Raw genomic sequence first — 15,301 nt, 5'->3', positions numbered from 1 at the left:
TCGGCCCCTAGGCCTCGTTGGCGACTACCAGGTAGCCGGCTTCGGCGACGGCTTCGCCGATTTCGGATGGCGACAATTCCTGGGTGGAGGTGATGGTGACGGTGGAGATTCCGCCGGCATTCAGATCGATCTCGACATTCTCCACTCCCGCCAGGGACTCAATTTCCTCGCTGACTGCTGAAACGCAGTGCCCGCAGGTCATGCCGGAAACGCTGACGTTCGTCTGGATGGTAGCGGTGTGGCCCATGGCGTGCTCCTTGGTGGTGAGTTGAATGGTGTGGTGAGTGCTTGCGGGGTTACCGCAGCAGGCGCCCGATGGCATCGGCTGCCTCCTTGACCTTGATGTCGATTTGCTCAGCGCGCACTACCGGATCGGGCTCGGATGCTGCGCCGACAACGCAGTGCCCGATGTGTTCTTCCACGAGCCCGAGGCTCACCGCATGCAGCGCCTTCGTGACTGCCGAGACTTGCGTGAGGATGTCGATGCAGTATTTGTCCTCTTCCACCATGCGCGCAATACCGCGCACTTGGCCCTCGATCCGCTTAAGGCGCAGCAAATATGCGTCTTTGTTGGAAGAGTAGCCGTGCTGGGAATCCGGCTTCGAATCTGCGGATTCCAAATGAGTGGGGTTCACATCGATCGTGCTCATGCTGCAAAGGTATACCCCCTAGGGGTATAAATCAAGTACCCCCTGGGGGTATGCGAGCGGTCATGAAGGGTGGTCCATACCCGAAGCGGAAGACCGCCGGGCACCGAACCCTTTTCTCCATGGAGGATCCATTGAAAATCGCACGCTCTGCGGGTCCACTTCGCCGCGTTTCCGCGGCTGAGCGCCGTGGCGGAGGTGCTCTGGTCCCAGTCCGAAAACCGGGACTACGATGGTTTCCTGGCCAGGCTCGAAGAAGCACATCTGGAACGCCTGGAGGCCATGGGAGTGGAATGCCGGCCGCTGTCCGGACCGCATCCCTGGCAGTTGAGGCCCGGCGTGGTTGGGTGGAAACGCGATTACGACGCCGAGCAGCGCATCGCCGCTGGATAGGTGCCAACGCCAGACTCGCCAAGCCGGCTTAGGAGAGCAGATGGAAAAGCCAACGAACGACGCCGGTCCTGGTGCCGCGGGCGCTGCCGGAGGTGCCGCGGGCGCCTACTTCCGCGCGAAGCTGCAGTTCGAGATCGACGTCATGGACGTTGCCGATGCGGCCCCCGGCAGTTTCGTGCTCGTGGATACACGCAGGCGGTCTTCGTGGGACCACGGACATATCCCGGGTGCCGTACACCTTCCGACCGCCGAGATACCCGCCCGGGCAGGCGCACTAATCCCGGCCGGGAGTTCAGTAGTGGTCTATTCGTGGGGACCGGGCTGCAACGGAAGCACCTTCGCGGCCCTGGCCTTCGCCGAGCTCGGGTACCCGGTGCGCGAAATGATCGGCGGCATTGAGTACTGGGCGCGGAACGGGCTTCCCGTGGAGACAGCTCAGGGTGTTGCCGTGCGGGACTTCGACGGGCTGGTCACGGCGCACCAGCCGGAGGTCTAGCGACGCAGAAGCGGATTTGCGCGTCCTGAGTCCATCGGGGTGTCTAGATTCCAGGCCGGCTCACAAGCTGGATGAAGTTTCCGCAGGTGTCATCGAGGACCGCCGTCACCACGGGACCCATGGGCGTTGGCGGTTGCGTGAAGATTACGCCCTGGGCTTCGAGTTCCTGGTGGGCTGAAGCGACGTCGTCCACCGCGAACGAGGTGGCGGGAATTCCATCGGCGACGAGCGCCTGTTTGTAGGCCTTCGCCGCAGGGTGCTGGTCCGGCTCAAGCAGCAGCTCAACGCCATCGGGTTCCCCGGCGCCAACAACCGTCAGCCACCGGTAATCCCCGACCGGCACATCCGCCTTGGTAACGAATCCCAGTTTCCCGGTATAGAAGGCCAGGGCCTTCTCTTGATCGTCGACAAAAACGCTGGTCACATGGATTCGGGCCTGCATGGGCATCTCCTGATCGTGCCGGGGGCGGTCACGGTTTGTCCGGTGGTTGTCGATACTACTGGACGTCGAGCTTCCCGAACCACAGCATGTGCGAACCGGGTATGTCGGTAAAATCAGTGAACTGCCGGAGTTGCCAGACCTCGACAACACAAGACGGGCGGTGACCTTTATGCGGGCAGTCGCGCTGCTGCGACGGGAGCTGATTGGCTTCGGTCCGGCCATGAACGACCGGGCGGCCGAGCAGGTAACCCTAGGCTGCGGCCATCCCGAGTTTGGTGACGGCAGCCAGCTCGCCCTCGGTTTCGATCCCTTCGGCTACCAGGGCAGCTCCGATTTCGGAGGAAAACCCGACCATCGCAGCGCCCAGGGCCCGTTGTGCCCCCTTAGGTTACGGGCTTGGAAAGTTCCCTCGAAATACTCGGCAAATCCGGCCTTGACCGGTCAGAATGAAGGCGGCTCATGGATTTTCTTGGGGATGCCGTCTTTCGACTATGACCTGCCGCCCTGAAGCCTTGGGCTGCATCATTCCTACCTCGAAAGGCGCCACCATGACCCACCCTCCCGCGGACCAGCCTGCCCCCCGGTCCGACGACGCACTCCCCCCGACAGCCCAGCCCGCTGACCACGAGACGAACCAGCCGGCAGGGTACCCACCGGTGGCGCCGCACGTACCGCCGCTCGTTCAACACCAGAGCGATCCACCTGCCCACTACCAGCAATACCAGCAGGAACCTCCGGCGCCCCAGCAGTATCAGGGGCAGTACCCCCAGTATCAGCAGCATCCTCCGCTGCCGCACCCGACGTATGGCTACCCGCAGCCGAAGTCCAGGCTCGCCGCCGGTCTCCTAGGTATCTTCCTGGGAGGGCTCGGTATCCACCGCTTTTATTTGGGTTACACCACGATCGGCATCGTCCAGATCGTCCTCACGGTGGTGCTGGGGATCTTCACTTTCGGGCTCGTCGGCCTATGGGGCCTTATTGAGGGAATCATGATCCTCGCCGGAGCGAGTTACTTTCGGCAGGACGCTAAGGGAATTCCGCTTCGCGACTGACCAAAGAACGGACTGGCGACGCGCAAACGGACCAGCGACGCCTGGATTCGGGTGTCGCTGGTCCGTTTGCGCGTCGTGAATCAGGTAGACCTTATGCCGTAACTGCCAACGCGTCGATCTCAACCAGCATGACTTCATGAGGGAGGTCGACGAACACCGTGGTGCGGCTGGGCAGTTGGCCGCTGGGGACGTTCTCGGTGATGAACTCGCCGTAGACATCGTTCATGGCTGCGAAGTCGTCGCGCGTGGTGAGGTAGACACGGAACATGATGACGTCCTCCACGGAGGAGCCGCCGGCCTCGAGGATGGCCTTGACGTTCTCCAGGGTGCGGCGGGTCTGGACGCGGACGTCGCCCTCGCCGATGTACTGATTGGTGGCCGGATCCATGGGGCCTTGGCCGGACACCTGGAACAAGCCGCCCTTCTGGATGCCTTGGGAGAATACGTGCGCCGGGGCCGGAGCGTTTTGGGTCAGTACTACAGTCTTTTCACTCATGCTGAGTTCCTTTCGTGGCTGATCCAGCCGAGGTCGCGGGAAATGGCCTCGGTGCTGGCTTTGAGGTCGGGCAGCAGCTCAAGCAGTCCTTCATAGCTGAGCATCACCACCGGTACCGAACAAGAGGCTGCGGCCACGACGGCCCCGCTCGCGTCGCGAATGGGAGTCGCGACGCAGTGCACGAAGGCTTCGTGCTCGGCGTTGTCGTGGGCCCAGCCCTGGATCCTGACCTGCTCCAGTTCGGCCAGCAAGGCCTCCGGTGAGGTCAGGGTGGTGTCGGTAATTCTTGTGTAGTCCAGTCCTGCGGCGATCCGTTCCTGGCGGCTGCGCGGCATGTCGGCCAGGAGGACTTTTGCGACGGCGGCCGAATGCAGGGACGCGGTCAGGCCGATCCTGGAGTACATCCGCACGGGATGGTGCGACTCGAACTTGTCGATGTACACCACGTCGTTGCCCTCGAATGCGGCAAGGTGCACGGTGTGCCCCGTCTTTCCGTTCAGTTCGGCCAGGTGGGGGTGCGCCACTTTGCGGATGTCCCGCTGCTCCAGGGCGAGTGAGGACAGCTCGAACAGCTTCGAGCCAAGCATGAACCGCTGGTCCTCATCGCGGACCACGAAGCGCTTTTCCTCCATGGCATGCAGGAGGCGCATCACTGTGGTCTTGTGCACCGAAGCCTTGGAGGCGAGCTCATCCAGGGTGGCCGGTTTGGCCGCGAGTTCGGCAAGCAGGTCGATGGCCCGCATCAGGCTTTGGCTCATGGCGCTGTGCTCCGATCTTGAAGGCTCCGGTTTTCGCTGGCGAAGTGTCCGCCGGCAACATGGATCGCTGTCCATCCGGCGTCGGTGGAATTGAGGATGGCCGCGAGTTGTTCGGCTCCGGGCAGGGGGCCGCGATCGCCGTGGACGGTGAGGGTGCAGGCGGCCGCGACATGGCCCCGGCGGAGGCTAGCCTTCTGCTCGAGTCCAAACAGCACGCCGCTCAGGTAACCGGCAGCAAAAGAATCGCCCGCGCCCACCGGCTCGAGCACGTCCACGGACAACGCAGGCACTTCCGATCGCGTGCCGTCCCGTTCCAGGGCGATGGCGCTGATGGCTTCGTTCTTGATGACGACGACGGCGGGATCCGGCATGAGGCGCCGGAGTTCAGTTTCGTCTGTGGTGCCGAAGGCGTGCTCGGCCTCGTCCTTGCCCACCAGCACGATGTCGGCGAGGTTGGCGAGCCGGCGCAGCACCGAGCGGTCCTGACCGGCCCAGAGTGCGGCGCGCCAGTTGACGTCGAAACTGATGGTGCGGCCCTGCCTCGGTGAGGCCAGGATCGCCTCCATCATCTCCAGGCAGTCGGCCGAAAGGGCTGCGGTGATGCCGCTCAGGTGGATGAGCGCGGCTTTTTCCAACAAGCGCGCGACGGCGGGACTCGCCAGGGTGCCCAGCCCCATGGCCGATGCCGCGGAACCCTGCCGATAGTACAAAACTGAACTGCCGCCGTCGGGATCTGATTCCTGGGCGGGGACCTTGACGTAAAGTCCGGTGGGCCGTCCGGAATCAACCTCGACGCCGGAAATCCCTACGCCGTGGCTGCTGAGCTCGTCCAGGATCCGCGTGCCGAAGCCGTCCCGGCCCACCCGGCCTACCCAGTGCGAGTCCAGGCCCATGGCAGCCAGGCCCATCGCAACGTTCGATTCGGCGCCGCCGACGCCGCAATGCAGCTCAGCGGCTTGGTGCAACGGGACAGCCTTCCCCGGGGTGAGCATGGCCATCGTCTCGCCCACACATACAGCTGAAAGCATGAAACTCCCGCACTCCCTCTGCCGCTTTTAGCGGCACTCGACACCCCCATGAAGAAGGGATTTCCGTGGCTGGAACCGAGGCCTCCGGGCACGCCGCGGCCTTGACTCCCAATCCTGCACCATGTTAGACATATCACCAACAGTATTGCAACAAGCGTTGCAAAATACGCAACGCAAGCGAAAACTCCACCCAACAGCCCCGCAGCTTCAAAAACGCAGCACCGCGAAGGGAATCAACGCGTGAACACTTCCGAAGCCATTTCGGCGTCCGCCGTGGCCGCCTTGGCAGATCGCCGCCTGGACTGGCGGCACAAGGCCGTGCCCGCTACCGCAAATGGGACCACCCACACCGATTTCCTGGCCGAAAAGCACACGCTGGCCGATCTCCAGACCCCGCTGCTGACGCTCGACGCCGGGGCCCTCCGCCATAACGCGGATCGGCTGGCCTCGTGGTGTTCTGAGCACGGCGTCTTGCTGGCCCCGCACGGAAAGACCACCATGGCACCGCGGCTTTGGGCGGAACAGCTGAGCCGCGGCGCCTGGGGGATTACTGTGGCGAACTTCGCCCAGCTCCGCGTTGCCCGCGAATTCGGCGTGCGGCGCCTGCAATTGGCCAACAGCCTGACCGATCCGCAGGCCATCGAATGGGTCGCCGCGACCGCGAGGCCGGATCAGCCGATCCTGTCCTGGGTGGACTCCACCGTCACCGTGGATGTCATCGGCCGCACGTTGGAAGCCGCAGGAAGCAACGCCGTCCTGGATGTCCTCGTTGAACTCGGCGGAATCGGTGGCCGCACGGGCGCCCGGGGCGTGGAGGCGGCGCTCGACGTCGCCCGCGCCGTCTCTGCCTCCTTGAACCTGCGGCTGGTCGGCGTCAGCGGCTACGAAGGATCGCTCGCCCACACGGCCGACGCCGACAGTCTTGCCGCCGTCCGCGGCTACTTGGGCCAGATGGGTGAGCTGCATCAAAGGCTCCTCGAGGAAGGTCTCTACGGATCCGACGCCGTCATCCTCACGGCAGGCGGCAGCGCCTACTTCGACGACGTCGTCGAGGTCCTTTCGCCGAGGGTGACCGCTGGCTCCGAGGCGGGCCCCCGGGTGGAACTCATGATCCGCAGCGGGGCCTACATCATCCACGATGACGGCTTCTACCGCGGCATCTCGCCGTTTTCCCGTGATGGCGGCGAGCCGTTCAAGGCAGGTATGCACGGCTGGGCGCGCGTCGTGTCCCAACCCGAGCCCGGCCTTGCCATCCTCGACGCCGGCAAACGCGATTTGCCCGTTGACGAAGGCCTGCCCCGGCCGCAGCTGATCGGGCCCACCCTCGGCGGTCCCATGCTGCCGCTCGCCGGTGCCAAGATCACCGCCGTCAACGACCAGCACTGCTTCATGACGTTCGACGCCGGCACCACCACTGTGCGGCCCGGCGACGTCGTGCGCCTGGGACTTTCGCACCCGTGCACTGCCTTCGACAAGTGGACGCTCATCCCCGTGCTGGCGGACACGGACGGTGACCAAACCGTCGTCGACCTCATCCATACCTTCTTCTAGGACACACGCCATGAAGACCCTCATTAGCAACGCCGTTCTGGTGGACGGAACAGGGGCGGACCGTCGCCCCGCCGACGTCCTGCTGGACGGCGAGGTGATCGCCGTCGTCGCCGACGCCGGATCCCTCACCGCAAGCGGAACCGGCGCCGAGCGGACGATCGACGCCACGGGACTCGTCCTGAGCCCCGGCTTCATCGACATGCACGCCCATTCGGACCTGCAGTTGCTGGTCAACAAGGACCACTACGCCAAGCTCAGCCAAGGCGTCACCACCGAACTGCTGGGCCAGGACGGGCTGTCCTACGCTCCGGTGGACGACGTCACGCTTGCCGGGGTCCGCGAGAAGATCGCCGGTTGGAATGACAACCCACAGGACTTCGACTGGAATTGGCGAACCGTGGGAGAGTACCTGGACCGCCTCGACACGCCCGAAAACGGCCAGAGGATCGCCACGAACGCCGCCTACCTCGTGCCGCAGGGAACCGTCCGCGCCGTGGTGATGGGCTTCGCCGAAGGGGACCCGACACCCGAGCAGCAAGAGCGGATGCAGGGCATGGTCCGCGCCGCCATGGAGGAAGGTGCCGTGGGCATGTCCTCCGGGCTGACCTATACCCCGGGCATGTACGCAAGCACCGAGGAACTGGCAGGACTTTGCCGGACCGTAGGAGAACTGGGCGGTTTCTACGCCCCGCACCACCGCTCCTACGGGAGGGGCGCTCTCGGCGCCTATGCGGAGATGATCGGGCTGAGCCGCGACACGGGCTGCGCGCTGCACCTTTCCCACGCCACCATGAACTTCGCCGAAAACAAGGGCCGGGCGTCCGAACTGCTTGAGCTCATCGATGCAGCGCTCGACGACGGCGCCGACGTCACGCTCGACACTTACCCCTACCTCCCCGGCGCCACCACGCTTGCGGCCCTCTTGCCAAGCTGGTCGTCCTCCGGCGGTACCGAGGCCACACTCGCGCGGCTGGCCGACCCGGATACGCTGGCGAAAATCCGAGAAAGCGTGGAGATCTACGGCTCCGACGGCTGCCACGGAGTGGTTGCCGAATGGCACACCCTGGAAATCAGCGGCGTCCAGAACCCGGCGCTCGCCGGCCATGTGGGCAAGACCATCGCCCGCATCGCCGAGGAAACCAACGCAGAGCCGTTCGACGTGTTCGCGCAAATCCTCCAGGAAGACCGCCTGGGTACCGGGATCCTGCAGCACGTTGGCCACGAGGAAAACGTGCAGGCCATCATGGTCCACCGCACGCACACCGGCGGCAGCGACGGCCTCTTGGTCGGAGCCAAGCCGCACCCGCGCGCCTGGGGAACATTCCCCCGCTATTTGGGCCACTACAGCCGCGACTTGGGCTTGCTGACGCTGGAAGACATGGTCCACCACTTGAGCGGCCGTCCCGCCGAGCGGCTCAAGCTTGACCGCCGCGGGCTGGTCCGCGAAGGATACGCGGCCGACGTCGTCCTCTTCGATCCGCGCACCGTCCGTGACGAAGCCACCTTTGAAAACCCCCGCAAGCCAGCCACTGGAATCCATTACGTGTTCGTCAACGGGACGGCAGCGATCGATGGCGGGAAGCCCACCGGCGCCCGTGCCGGCCGTGCCCTGCGCCGCAGCCCCGACGGACGCACCCGAGCAGGAAGTACCGACATCGCATGACTCCTGAAGAATTTGTCGAACAGCTTGAAGCAGACCGCACCCTCGCCGTCGTTCGCGCGCCGCTTATCCCTGACGCCGCCGAGCTCTGCCGGGCATTGGCCGACGGCGGCATCCGCAGCGTCGAACTGACGTTCACCACCCCGGATGTGCTGAAGCATGTGCGGCGGGCGGCGGATACCGCCGCGCAGCACAGGGCCGCCGTCGGGATCGGCACCGTGATGACGGCCGGGCAGGCAAAGGCCGCCATCGACGCCGGTGCCCGGTTCCTGGTGACCCCTGGCCTTCGTCCTGAGGTTGCGGCGGTGGCTGCGGCCGCCGGTATTCCCTTCAGCTTGGGCGCCATGACACCCACCGAGGTTGCACAGGCCCTTGACCTCGGTTCCGCCGCAGTCAAGATCTTCCCGGCCAGGCAGCTCGGCCCTGCCTACCTGAAGGATCTCCAGGGTCCCTACCCCGGTATCCGGCTTCTTCCCTCCGGCGGGATCGATGCATCGAATGCCAAGAGCTATCTCGACGCCGGTGCCGCAGCGGTCTGCTGTGGAACCAGCGTGGTCCCTCCCGCCGCCGTGGCCGCAGGCGACTGGGCGGACATTTCCGCCAGAGCCGCAGCCTTCACCGCCACCTTCGCGTAGGAATCCCAGAAAGTAACCTCCATGAATGAATTCCTGAACTGGCTGCGCCACGATACGGCCGGCTTGCTTCTCCTGGCAGGTGCGGGCATTGCCCTCCTGCTGTTTTTGATCATCAAAGTCAAGGTAGAACCGTTCATTGCCCTGGTGGGTACCAGCGTGCTCGTGGCGTTGGCGGGCGGCGTGAGCATCGATGCCCTTGTCGGCTCGCCCATCAAGAGCGGCGATGCCCTCATCGAGAAGGGTTTCGCCGGGATCCTGGGACACATCACCCTGATCATCGGCCTGGGTACCGTGCTCGGGGCCATCCTGGAACGTTCCGGTGGCGCGGAGGTCCTGCTGGGGAGGCTCGTGAAGGTCTTCGGCGAAAAAGGCACGCCGCTGGCCATGGGCGTCACCGGCTTTGTCCTGGGGATTCCGGTCTTCTTTGACATCGGCATTTTCGTGCTCGCGCCCCTCGTCTACGTTGCAGCGGTGCGCGGCGGGAAATCCCTGATTTTGTACGCCTTGCCGCTCCTCGCCGGCCTTTCCGTGACCCACGCCTTCCTGCCGCCGCACCCGGGTCCCGTGGCCGCGGCCGGTTTGTTCCACGTTGAACTTGGCTGGATCATCATCATGGGCCTGGCTTGCGGCATCCCTGCTTGGTTCGCCTCCGGTATTCTCTGGGGCCAGTGGATCGGCAAGCGCGTGCAGGTGGCTGTTCCGGAGGACCGCGTGATCCCTGAAGCCGAGGAGGCCGTGGGCCACGAGCCCCCCATGAGCGTCGTTGCCCTTGCCATCGGGCTGCCGATGCTCCTGATCCTTGGCGCCACCTTTGGCAACGTCTTCCTGCCCGCCGGTGGATTCCGTGATGCGCTGGTGTTCTTCGGTAACCCGGCCATTGCGCTCACCGTTGCCGTCGCATTGTCCATGTGGCTTCTAGGCACCCGCCGCGGCATGAGCGCAAAGGACCTCTCCGAACTGAGCTCGGCCTCGCTGAAGCCGGTCGGCATGATCCTGCTGGTGGTTGGAGCGGGCGCATTCTTTGGTGCCGTGCTCTCGGCAACCGGTGTAGGCAACGCCGTGGCGGACAGCTTGGCCAAGGCGGGGCTACCGGTCATCGTGTCCGCTTACGTGATTGCCTGCGGCATGCGGCTTGCCCAGGGCTCCGCCACGGTAGCGATCGTGACGACCGGCGGCATCCTGGCTCCGGCGCTCACGGCCGGACATTATTCGCAGCCGCAATTGGCGCTGATCGTCATGGCCATCTCCTCCGGTTCCATCATCGCCAGCCACGTCAATGACGGCGGATTCTGGATCATCTCCAAGTACTTCAACATGTCGGTCAAGGACACCCTGAAGACGTGGACCGTGCTGGAGACCGTGCTCTCAGTGGTGGGCTTCGGAATGGCGGCCCTGCTGTACCAGTTCGTCTAGGACACGGTTCCGCGCCGCGCAAAGGGCTGAGCGACACGGAAAGGGCTGAGCGACACGCAAAATCCCTGGCGACACCGGTATTCGGGTGTCGCCAGGGATTTTGCCCGTCCCAGGGTAATTTGCGCGTCGCGAGGCCTGGGTCGCGTCGCCCGGAAACGGGCTTAAACAAAGAGCTCCGGAGTGCGTTATTGGGGGATACGCACTCCGGAGCGGACTTTGGAGCAGGTTCTTTGGGTTCCTGCTGACAATTAGCTTACGTGCCTCCATGGCCCTCCGCTACCAATCCGAATAACTACTTTCACTTTAGTTTTTCCGGGCCGGATTCCGGCTCTCCCGGAATCCGGGTCTCGGGTTCCGGGAGGTACCCGGAGTTGCCGCGGTCACGCCGGGGGAGCGGGACTAACATCACCGGCCGATTCTGATGGTGAATGAGCCATGTGGCAACTGAGCCGTTCAGGGCCTCGGATATTCTGTGGCCGAGACCGGGCCCGGGGCAACCGAGGATGATCATTGAGGCCTGGATATCATCCGCAAGCCGTCCGATGGCGCGCGCGGGATCCCCGGCGAGTAGGCGCAGGGTCCAGTCCACGGCACCGTCGCCTGTGGCTTCGCTTATTTGGGAACGCAATTCGGTCCGGACCGCGGCGATGTCCGCGTCAGCCTTCCCGGGGTGGAGGGACATTCGGTGCGTTTCTCTTGCAGAGTCCCATTCCACCAAGTAGCTGGCTTCATCCACGTATGCGCAGACCAACGGGGCGGCGAGACTGACTGCTAGATCCCGGGCCGTCTGGAGCACGTGGGGATGTTGCCCGGGCAGGACGCCGAGCACCAAGGGAACACGACCGCTGAAACTGTCCTGGGTCATACTCAATTGTTGTCCCGGAGACATGGTTTGAACAGCGTTCCCTGCCCCTTGTAGTGCACCCGGCGCAGGCCTAGCGTTAACTTCCACAGGAAGGGGTGGTCCACGTGGAGATCTTCATGTGGTGGCTGGACATAGACCTCAAGAGCAAGGAGTGGCTGCGCGAAAACCTTCGTGCCACGGAGCTTCCCGAGGAAGTTCTGCAACGCATTGCGGATGTCGGAGGCTTGCGCCTTGAAGAGCTGGCTGGTGGGCTGAGCGACGCCGACTGGGACTTCATTGAGACGCAGTCCGAGTTCGTGGACTGAGGCGGTTTCCTAGAAGCGGTTCATAAAACCGTTGCGGCTCCCGCGCGGGGATGGTTGCATGGGGTTCATGGCTACCGCAGAGAGTTATGTCTTGGCGATCGGGACCAAAAAAGGACTGTGGCTGGCACGCAGCGCAGACCGCAAGGAATGGTCCCTCTCCGGTCCACACTTCCTCATGAGCGAGATCCCCAGCATCGGGATCGATACGCGCGGGGACAACCCCCGGATCATGGTGGGGGTGCGCTCCGAACACTGGGGTCCCACCGTGGCCCACTCCGATGACCTGGGCGCCACATGGACCGAGCCCGAGCAAGGCGCCATCAAATTTCCTGAGGACACCCAGGCCGCATTGGAACGCATCTGGCAGATCCATCCCGACTCAGCATCCCGGCCCGGGGTCGTCTGGGCGGGTTGCGAACCGATCTCCGTCTGGAAATCCACCGACGGCGGCGAGCACTTCGAGCTGAACCGCGGACTGTGGGACCACCCGCATCGCAGTGAGTGGGGAGCCGGCTACGGCGGTGCTGCCGCCCACTCGATCGTGGTCAACCCTTCCGGGGAGAACGTCCACGTCGCCATGAGTACCGGAGGCGTTTACCGATCGCTCGACGGCGGAGCCTCCTGGGAGGCCCGCAACAAGGGGATTTCGGCCTACTTCATGCCTGATCCCAATCCGGAGTTTGGCCAGTGCGTGCATAAGATCGCCGCCGATGCCGCCGTCGAGGGCCGTTTGTATGCGCAGAACCACCACGGCGTGTACCGCACGGATGACAACGGTGAGAACTGGATCTCCATCGCCGACGGCCTCCCGGCAGATTTCGGCTTCGTCATGCTTACCCATCCCCGCCGCGAAGGGACCGCGTGGGTGATCCCGATCAAGGCGGATAGTGAGCGGATTCCCCCGGACGGCCGTCTTGCAGTGCACCGCACGGACGACGCCGGTGAGTCGTGGAAGCGCTTGGATGTGGGCCTTCCCGACCACGAATACAATGCCGTGCTCCGTGACGCAGCCGCGGTGGATTCTGCTGAACCTACCGGGGTGTACTTCGGAACACGCGGCGGTTCGGTCTACGCCAGCGCCGACGAAGGCGAGTCCTTCATCGAAGTTGCCTCGCATCTACCCGATGTTTTGTGCGTCCGGGCTGCCGTTGTGTCCGGCGTTGTATCCGCAGAGGCGGCAGCCGAATTGGCCGCTGCCGCCGCAGCATCCGGTCTTCCGGCCTAGGACGGACCTTGCCCGATATCACCGTGGTTTTGCCCAGCATTCTCCAGCCCCTCGCCGGCGGGCAGTCCTACCTGACTACGCCCGCCGACGGAGCTGTGACCGTGGAAAGCTTGCTTGATGCCGTGACCGGGGATTACCCGGTGCTGGCCCGGAGGCTCCGGGATGAAACCGGTTCGCTCCGCCGCTACGTGAATATTTACGTGAATGGCGAGGAGGTCCGGCGTCTGAAGGGTCTGGATACTGAGGTTGCAGCCGGCCAGGAGGTCTTGATCATCCAGTCCGTGGCCGGCGGCTGAGCGGTTCGGGGCCAGGTCAGGCCACTCGCCAGACGGTGCATTCGTCGGTATTGATGGCCTTGCGCAGGCCCGTCAGCTGATCCATGATCCAGACGACGCCGATGCCCGGGGCCGTTTCCTGGACACTGCCCCTACGGATGACCACGTCATCGTAGGAGGGTCCGACGGAGAGGCGGGCTTCGATCTGGTCGCCACGGTGCAGCTGGTCAAGGGCGCGGATTCTTGTGGGGCGGGTTGATACTTCCTTCAACATGGTGGCCTCCCTGGCTGGAGCTGCCAGCGTTTGCCGGCTATTCCAGTGTGACGGGCCAATGTTGCGGGGTGGTTTCGGCAGCGTTAGCCGTGGGTAAGACTTGTGTGAGCACAAAAAACGATTGCTCCCCACCGGCCCCCTAGCCTCGCAAGCTCGGCCAGGGAACCCTGCCGGCGTGGGCCCAAACCGGCCCCCTAGCCTCGCAAGTCCCCACCGGCTCCCAGCCTTCGCAAGCTCAGGCCGGGGCCCTCACCGGTGTGGGCCCCCGGCCAGGGAACCCTGCCGGCGTGGGCCCAAGCCGGTGGGTGGGGAACAACGGATGTCTTCGGGGGGAGCGTCCTACTTGAGGCCGAGCTCCGCCGTCGGGGTCTTGAAGGATTCGCGGGCAGTCATCGCGGAGACAGCTGCGATGACGCAGATGACCCCGGTGAAGATGCTGATCTGGACCCACCCGCCGGCCTTGGTGCCGCCGATTGCGGTGACGATGGTCGGGGCGAAGCCTGCCATGAGGAAACCGATCTGCGTGCCGATGGCCAAGCCGGAGAAGCGGACCTTCGTGCTGAACATTTCGCCGTAGAAGGAGGGCCACACTGCGTTTGCAGCGGCGTATCCGAAGGAGAAGTACACCACGGAGACCAGGAACATGAGCGGCACGTTTCCGGATTCGAGCGTCAAGAGGAATACCGGCGTCATGATGGCGCTGGCTACGGCGCCGTAAATGAAGACGGGCTTGCGGCCGATCCGGTCAGCCATCCGGCCGAAGACCGGCTGGGTGCCGAGCGCGACGACGTTTGCCGCCACGACGAGCCACAGGGTGATCGTGCTGTTGACGTGGGCCACGTCCTTGGCATACGCAATGGCCAAGGTGCCGAAGACGGTGCTCACGGCCGAGATGAAGGCGCAGCAGATGACGCGCAGGACGTCGGCCCAGTGCAGCCGGAGGAGGTCGGCCACGGGAAGCTTGGCAATCTGGTTGTTCTTCTTGGCCTCGGCGAACGCCGGCGGTTCGTGCAGGGTGCGGCGGATGAAGAACGCTACCAGGACCACAACAGCGCTGAGCCAGAACGGGATGCGCCACCCGATGCCGTACTTGATCTCGTCCGGAAGGGCGACCACGGGGATGAAGACCAAGGCTGCAAGGATCTGGCCGCCCTGGGTTCCCGTGAGGGTCCAGGAAGTAAAGAAGGAGCGGCGGTTGTCCGGAGCGTGTTCGAGCGTCATGGACGAAGCGCCGGCTTGTTCACCGGCGGCCGAGAGGCCCTGGCAGAGGCGCGCAAAGACCAGCAGCGCCGGAGCCCACCATCCGATGGACTTGAAATCGGGGAGGCAGCCAATGATGAATGTCGCGCCGCCCATGAGCACCAGGGTGAACATCAGCACGCGCTGGCGGCCGATGCGGTCGCCGAAGTGCCCCAGGATGATGGCTCCGATTGGCCTTGCCACGTAGGCGAAGCCGAATGTCGCGAAGGACATGATGGCTGCGTTGGCGTCGGCGCTGGGGAAGAAGACGTGCGGGAAGATCAAGGCCGCGGCCGAACCGAAGATAAAGAAGTCGTAGTACTCGACGGCGCTGCCAAGGAAGCTGGCGAGGGCGGCCTTCTTCGGCGTTCCTGCCGTGGCAGTGCCCGGCGTCGTAGACGGGATCGTGTGACTCATGGTGTTCCTTTTGTGTGACGGCGATGTCGCATCTGGCTGAAATTTGCGTACCTGGAACGTCGATGTTGGTCCGGCAGCGGCCTCACACTGTAGCCACATTGTGAGAGCTACTTGTGCGATATAGCAATAA

20 protein-coding genes are annotated in these 15,301 nt (G+C 64.3%); 11 read left to right on the top strand and 9 right to left on the bottom strand.

Going from position 1 to position 15,301, the window contains the following annotated elements:
* Window positions 1-7 precede the first annotated feature (7 nt).
* Window positions 8-247 carry a heavy-metal-associated domain-containing protein gene (locus AB4Z38_RS19445; protein WP_059388821.1) on the bottom strand — a complete coding sequence of 80 codons (240 nt, stop codon included), beginning with the start codon at window positions 245-247 and terminating at the stop codon, window positions 8-10.
* A 49-nt stretch (window positions 248-296) separates the two neighbouring features.
* Complete coding sequence (locus AB4Z38_RS19440; protein ID WP_441431221.1) at window positions 297-650, bottom strand: metal-sensitive transcriptional regulator; 354 nt, start codon at window positions 648-650, stop codon at window positions 297-299.
* Window positions 651-836: 186 nt separating this feature from the next.
* Here AB4Z38_RS19440 and AB4Z38_RS19435 point away from each other — a divergent pair, with 186 nt between their 5' ends.
* Window positions 837-1,040 (top strand): hypothetical protein, encoded by a 204-nt coding sequence (locus AB4Z38_RS19435; RefSeq protein ID WP_441431220.1) that lies wholly within the window; start codon window positions 837-839, stop codon window positions 1,038-1,040.
* A 40-nt stretch (window positions 1,041-1,080) separates the two neighbouring features.
* Complete coding sequence (locus tag AB4Z38_RS19430) at window positions 1,081-1,536, top strand: rhodanese-like domain-containing protein (RefSeq protein ID WP_441431219.1); 456 nt, start codon at window positions 1,081-1,083, stop codon at window positions 1,534-1,536.
* A gap of 43 nt (window positions 1,537-1,579) precedes the next feature.
* On the opposite strand, the gene AB4Z38_RS19425 is transcribed toward AB4Z38_RS19430, so the two are convergent.
* Window positions 1,580-1,978, bottom strand: coding sequence for a VOC family protein (locus tag AB4Z38_RS19425; protein ID WP_441431218.1), 399 nt, complete (start codon window positions 1,976-1,978; stop codon window positions 1,580-1,582).
* Window positions 1,979-2,024: 46 nt separating this feature from the next.
* Between AB4Z38_RS19425 and AB4Z38_RS19420 the strand changes: the two genes are divergently transcribed.
* On the top strand, window positions 2,025-2,486 hold the full coding sequence (locus AB4Z38_RS19420) for a hypothetical protein (RefSeq protein WP_441431217.1): 462 nt from the start codon (window positions 2,025-2,027) through the stop codon (window positions 2,484-2,486).
* Window positions 2,487-2,526: 40 nt separating this feature from the next.
* On the top strand, window positions 2,527-3,030 hold the full coding sequence (locus tag AB4Z38_RS19415; protein ID WP_441431216.1) for a TM2 domain-containing protein: 504 nt from the start codon (window positions 2,527-2,529) through the stop codon (window positions 3,028-3,030).
* A gap of 91 nt (window positions 3,031-3,121) precedes the next feature.
* On the opposite strand, the gene AB4Z38_RS19410 is transcribed toward AB4Z38_RS19415, so the two are convergent.
* From AB4Z38_RS19410 to AB4Z38_RS19400, 3 genes are read right to left on the bottom strand one after another with little or no spacing between them, the layout of a single operon-like run.
* Complete coding sequence (locus AB4Z38_RS19410) at window positions 3,122-3,526, bottom strand: RidA family protein (RefSeq protein ID WP_441431215.1); 405 nt, start codon at window positions 3,524-3,526, stop codon at window positions 3,122-3,124.
* Window positions 3,523-4,284, bottom strand: a complete 762-nt coding sequence (locus tag AB4Z38_RS19405; RefSeq protein WP_441431214.1) for an IclR family transcriptional regulator — start codon at window positions 4,282-4,284, stop codon at window positions 3,523-3,525. The genes AB4Z38_RS19410 and AB4Z38_RS19405 overlap by 4 nt, the downstream gene beginning before the upstream one ends.
* Complete coding sequence (locus AB4Z38_RS19400; RefSeq protein WP_441431213.1) at window positions 4,281-5,312, bottom strand: sugar kinase; 1,032 nt, start codon at window positions 5,310-5,312, stop codon at window positions 4,281-4,283. The genes AB4Z38_RS19405 and AB4Z38_RS19400 overlap by 4 nt, the downstream gene beginning before the upstream one ends.
* A 240-nt stretch (window positions 5,313-5,552) precedes the next feature.
* On the opposite strand from AB4Z38_RS19400, the gene AB4Z38_RS19395 reads away from it, so the two are divergent.
* The 4 genes from AB4Z38_RS19395 to AB4Z38_RS19380 are packed head-to-tail and all read left to right on the top strand — an operon-like array spanning window position 5,553 to window position 10,571.
* The gene (locus AB4Z38_RS19395; protein ID WP_441431212.1) at window positions 5,553-6,863 is read left to right on the top strand and encodes an amino acid deaminase; all 1,311 of its coding nucleotides are present in this window, start codon (window positions 5,553-5,555) and stop codon (window positions 6,861-6,863) included.
* Between the two features lie 10 nt (window positions 6,864-6,873).
* Window positions 6,874-8,526 carry an N-acyl-D-amino-acid deacylase family protein gene (locus AB4Z38_RS19390; protein WP_441431211.1) on the top strand — a complete coding sequence of 551 codons (1,653 nt, stop codon included), beginning with the start codon at window positions 6,874-6,876 and terminating at the stop codon, window positions 8,524-8,526.
* The gene (locus AB4Z38_RS19385; protein ID WP_441431210.1) at window positions 8,523-9,158 is read left to right on the top strand and encodes a bifunctional 4-hydroxy-2-oxoglutarate aldolase/2-dehydro-3-deoxy-phosphogluconate aldolase; all 636 of its coding nucleotides are present in this window, start codon (window positions 8,523-8,525) and stop codon (window positions 9,156-9,158) included. The genes AB4Z38_RS19390 and AB4Z38_RS19385 overlap by 4 nt, the downstream gene beginning before the upstream one ends.
* Window positions 9,159-9,179: 21 nt before the next feature.
* Complete coding sequence (locus tag AB4Z38_RS19380; protein WP_284982692.1) at window positions 9,180-10,571, top strand: GntP family permease; 1,392 nt, start codon at window positions 9,180-9,182, stop codon at window positions 10,569-10,571.
* A 298-nt stretch (window positions 10,572-10,869) separates the two neighbouring features.
* On the opposite strand, the gene AB4Z38_RS19375 is transcribed toward AB4Z38_RS19380, so the two are convergent.
* Window positions 10,870-11,436 (bottom strand): universal stress protein, encoded by a 567-nt coding sequence (locus AB4Z38_RS19375; RefSeq protein WP_441431209.1) that lies wholly within the window; start codon window positions 11,434-11,436, stop codon window positions 10,870-10,872.
* Window positions 11,437-11,540: 104 nt separating this feature from the next.
* Between AB4Z38_RS19375 and AB4Z38_RS19370 the strand changes: the two genes are divergently transcribed.
* Genes AB4Z38_RS19370 through AB4Z38_RS19360 form a run of 3 tightly spaced genes read left to right on the top strand, consistent with a single transcriptional unit; the run spans window position 11,541 to window position 13,262 of the window.
* Window positions 11,541-11,741 (top strand): hypothetical protein, encoded by a 201-nt coding sequence (locus tag AB4Z38_RS19370; RefSeq protein ID WP_441431208.1) that lies wholly within the window; start codon window positions 11,541-11,543, stop codon window positions 11,739-11,741.
* A 58-nt stretch (window positions 11,742-11,799) separates the two neighbouring features.
* Entirely contained in the window at window positions 11,800-12,966 is a 1,167-nt protein-coding gene (locus tag AB4Z38_RS19365) for a WD40/YVTN/BNR-like repeat-containing protein (protein ID WP_441431207.1), read from the top strand.
* A gap of 8 nt (window positions 12,967-12,974) precedes the next feature.
* Complete coding sequence (locus AB4Z38_RS19360) at window positions 12,975-13,262, top strand: MoaD/ThiS family protein (protein ID WP_441431206.1); 288 nt, start codon at window positions 12,975-12,977, stop codon at window positions 13,260-13,262.
* Between the two features lie 16 nt (window positions 13,263-13,278).
* On the opposite strand, the gene AB4Z38_RS19355 is transcribed toward AB4Z38_RS19360, so the two are convergent.
* Window positions 13,279-13,515, bottom strand: coding sequence for a hypothetical protein (locus AB4Z38_RS19355; protein WP_265981603.1), 237 nt, complete (start codon window positions 13,513-13,515; stop codon window positions 13,279-13,281).
* 339 nt (window positions 13,516-13,854) lie between these two features.
* Window positions 13,855-15,171 (bottom strand): MFS transporter, encoded by a 1,317-nt coding sequence (locus AB4Z38_RS19350; RefSeq protein ID WP_441431205.1) that lies wholly within the window; start codon window positions 15,169-15,171, stop codon window positions 13,855-13,857.
* Between the last annotated feature and the right edge of the window lie 130 nt (window positions 15,172-15,301).

The organism is Arthrobacter sp. 2RAF6, assembly GCF_052115205.1.
In the GTDB taxonomy this organism is placed as follows: Bacteria; Actinomycetota; Actinomycetes; order Actinomycetales; family Micrococcaceae; genus Arthrobacter.
Note: the sequence above shows the minus strand (reverse complement) of the source record. Positions and strands in the feature narration are given on the sequence as shown.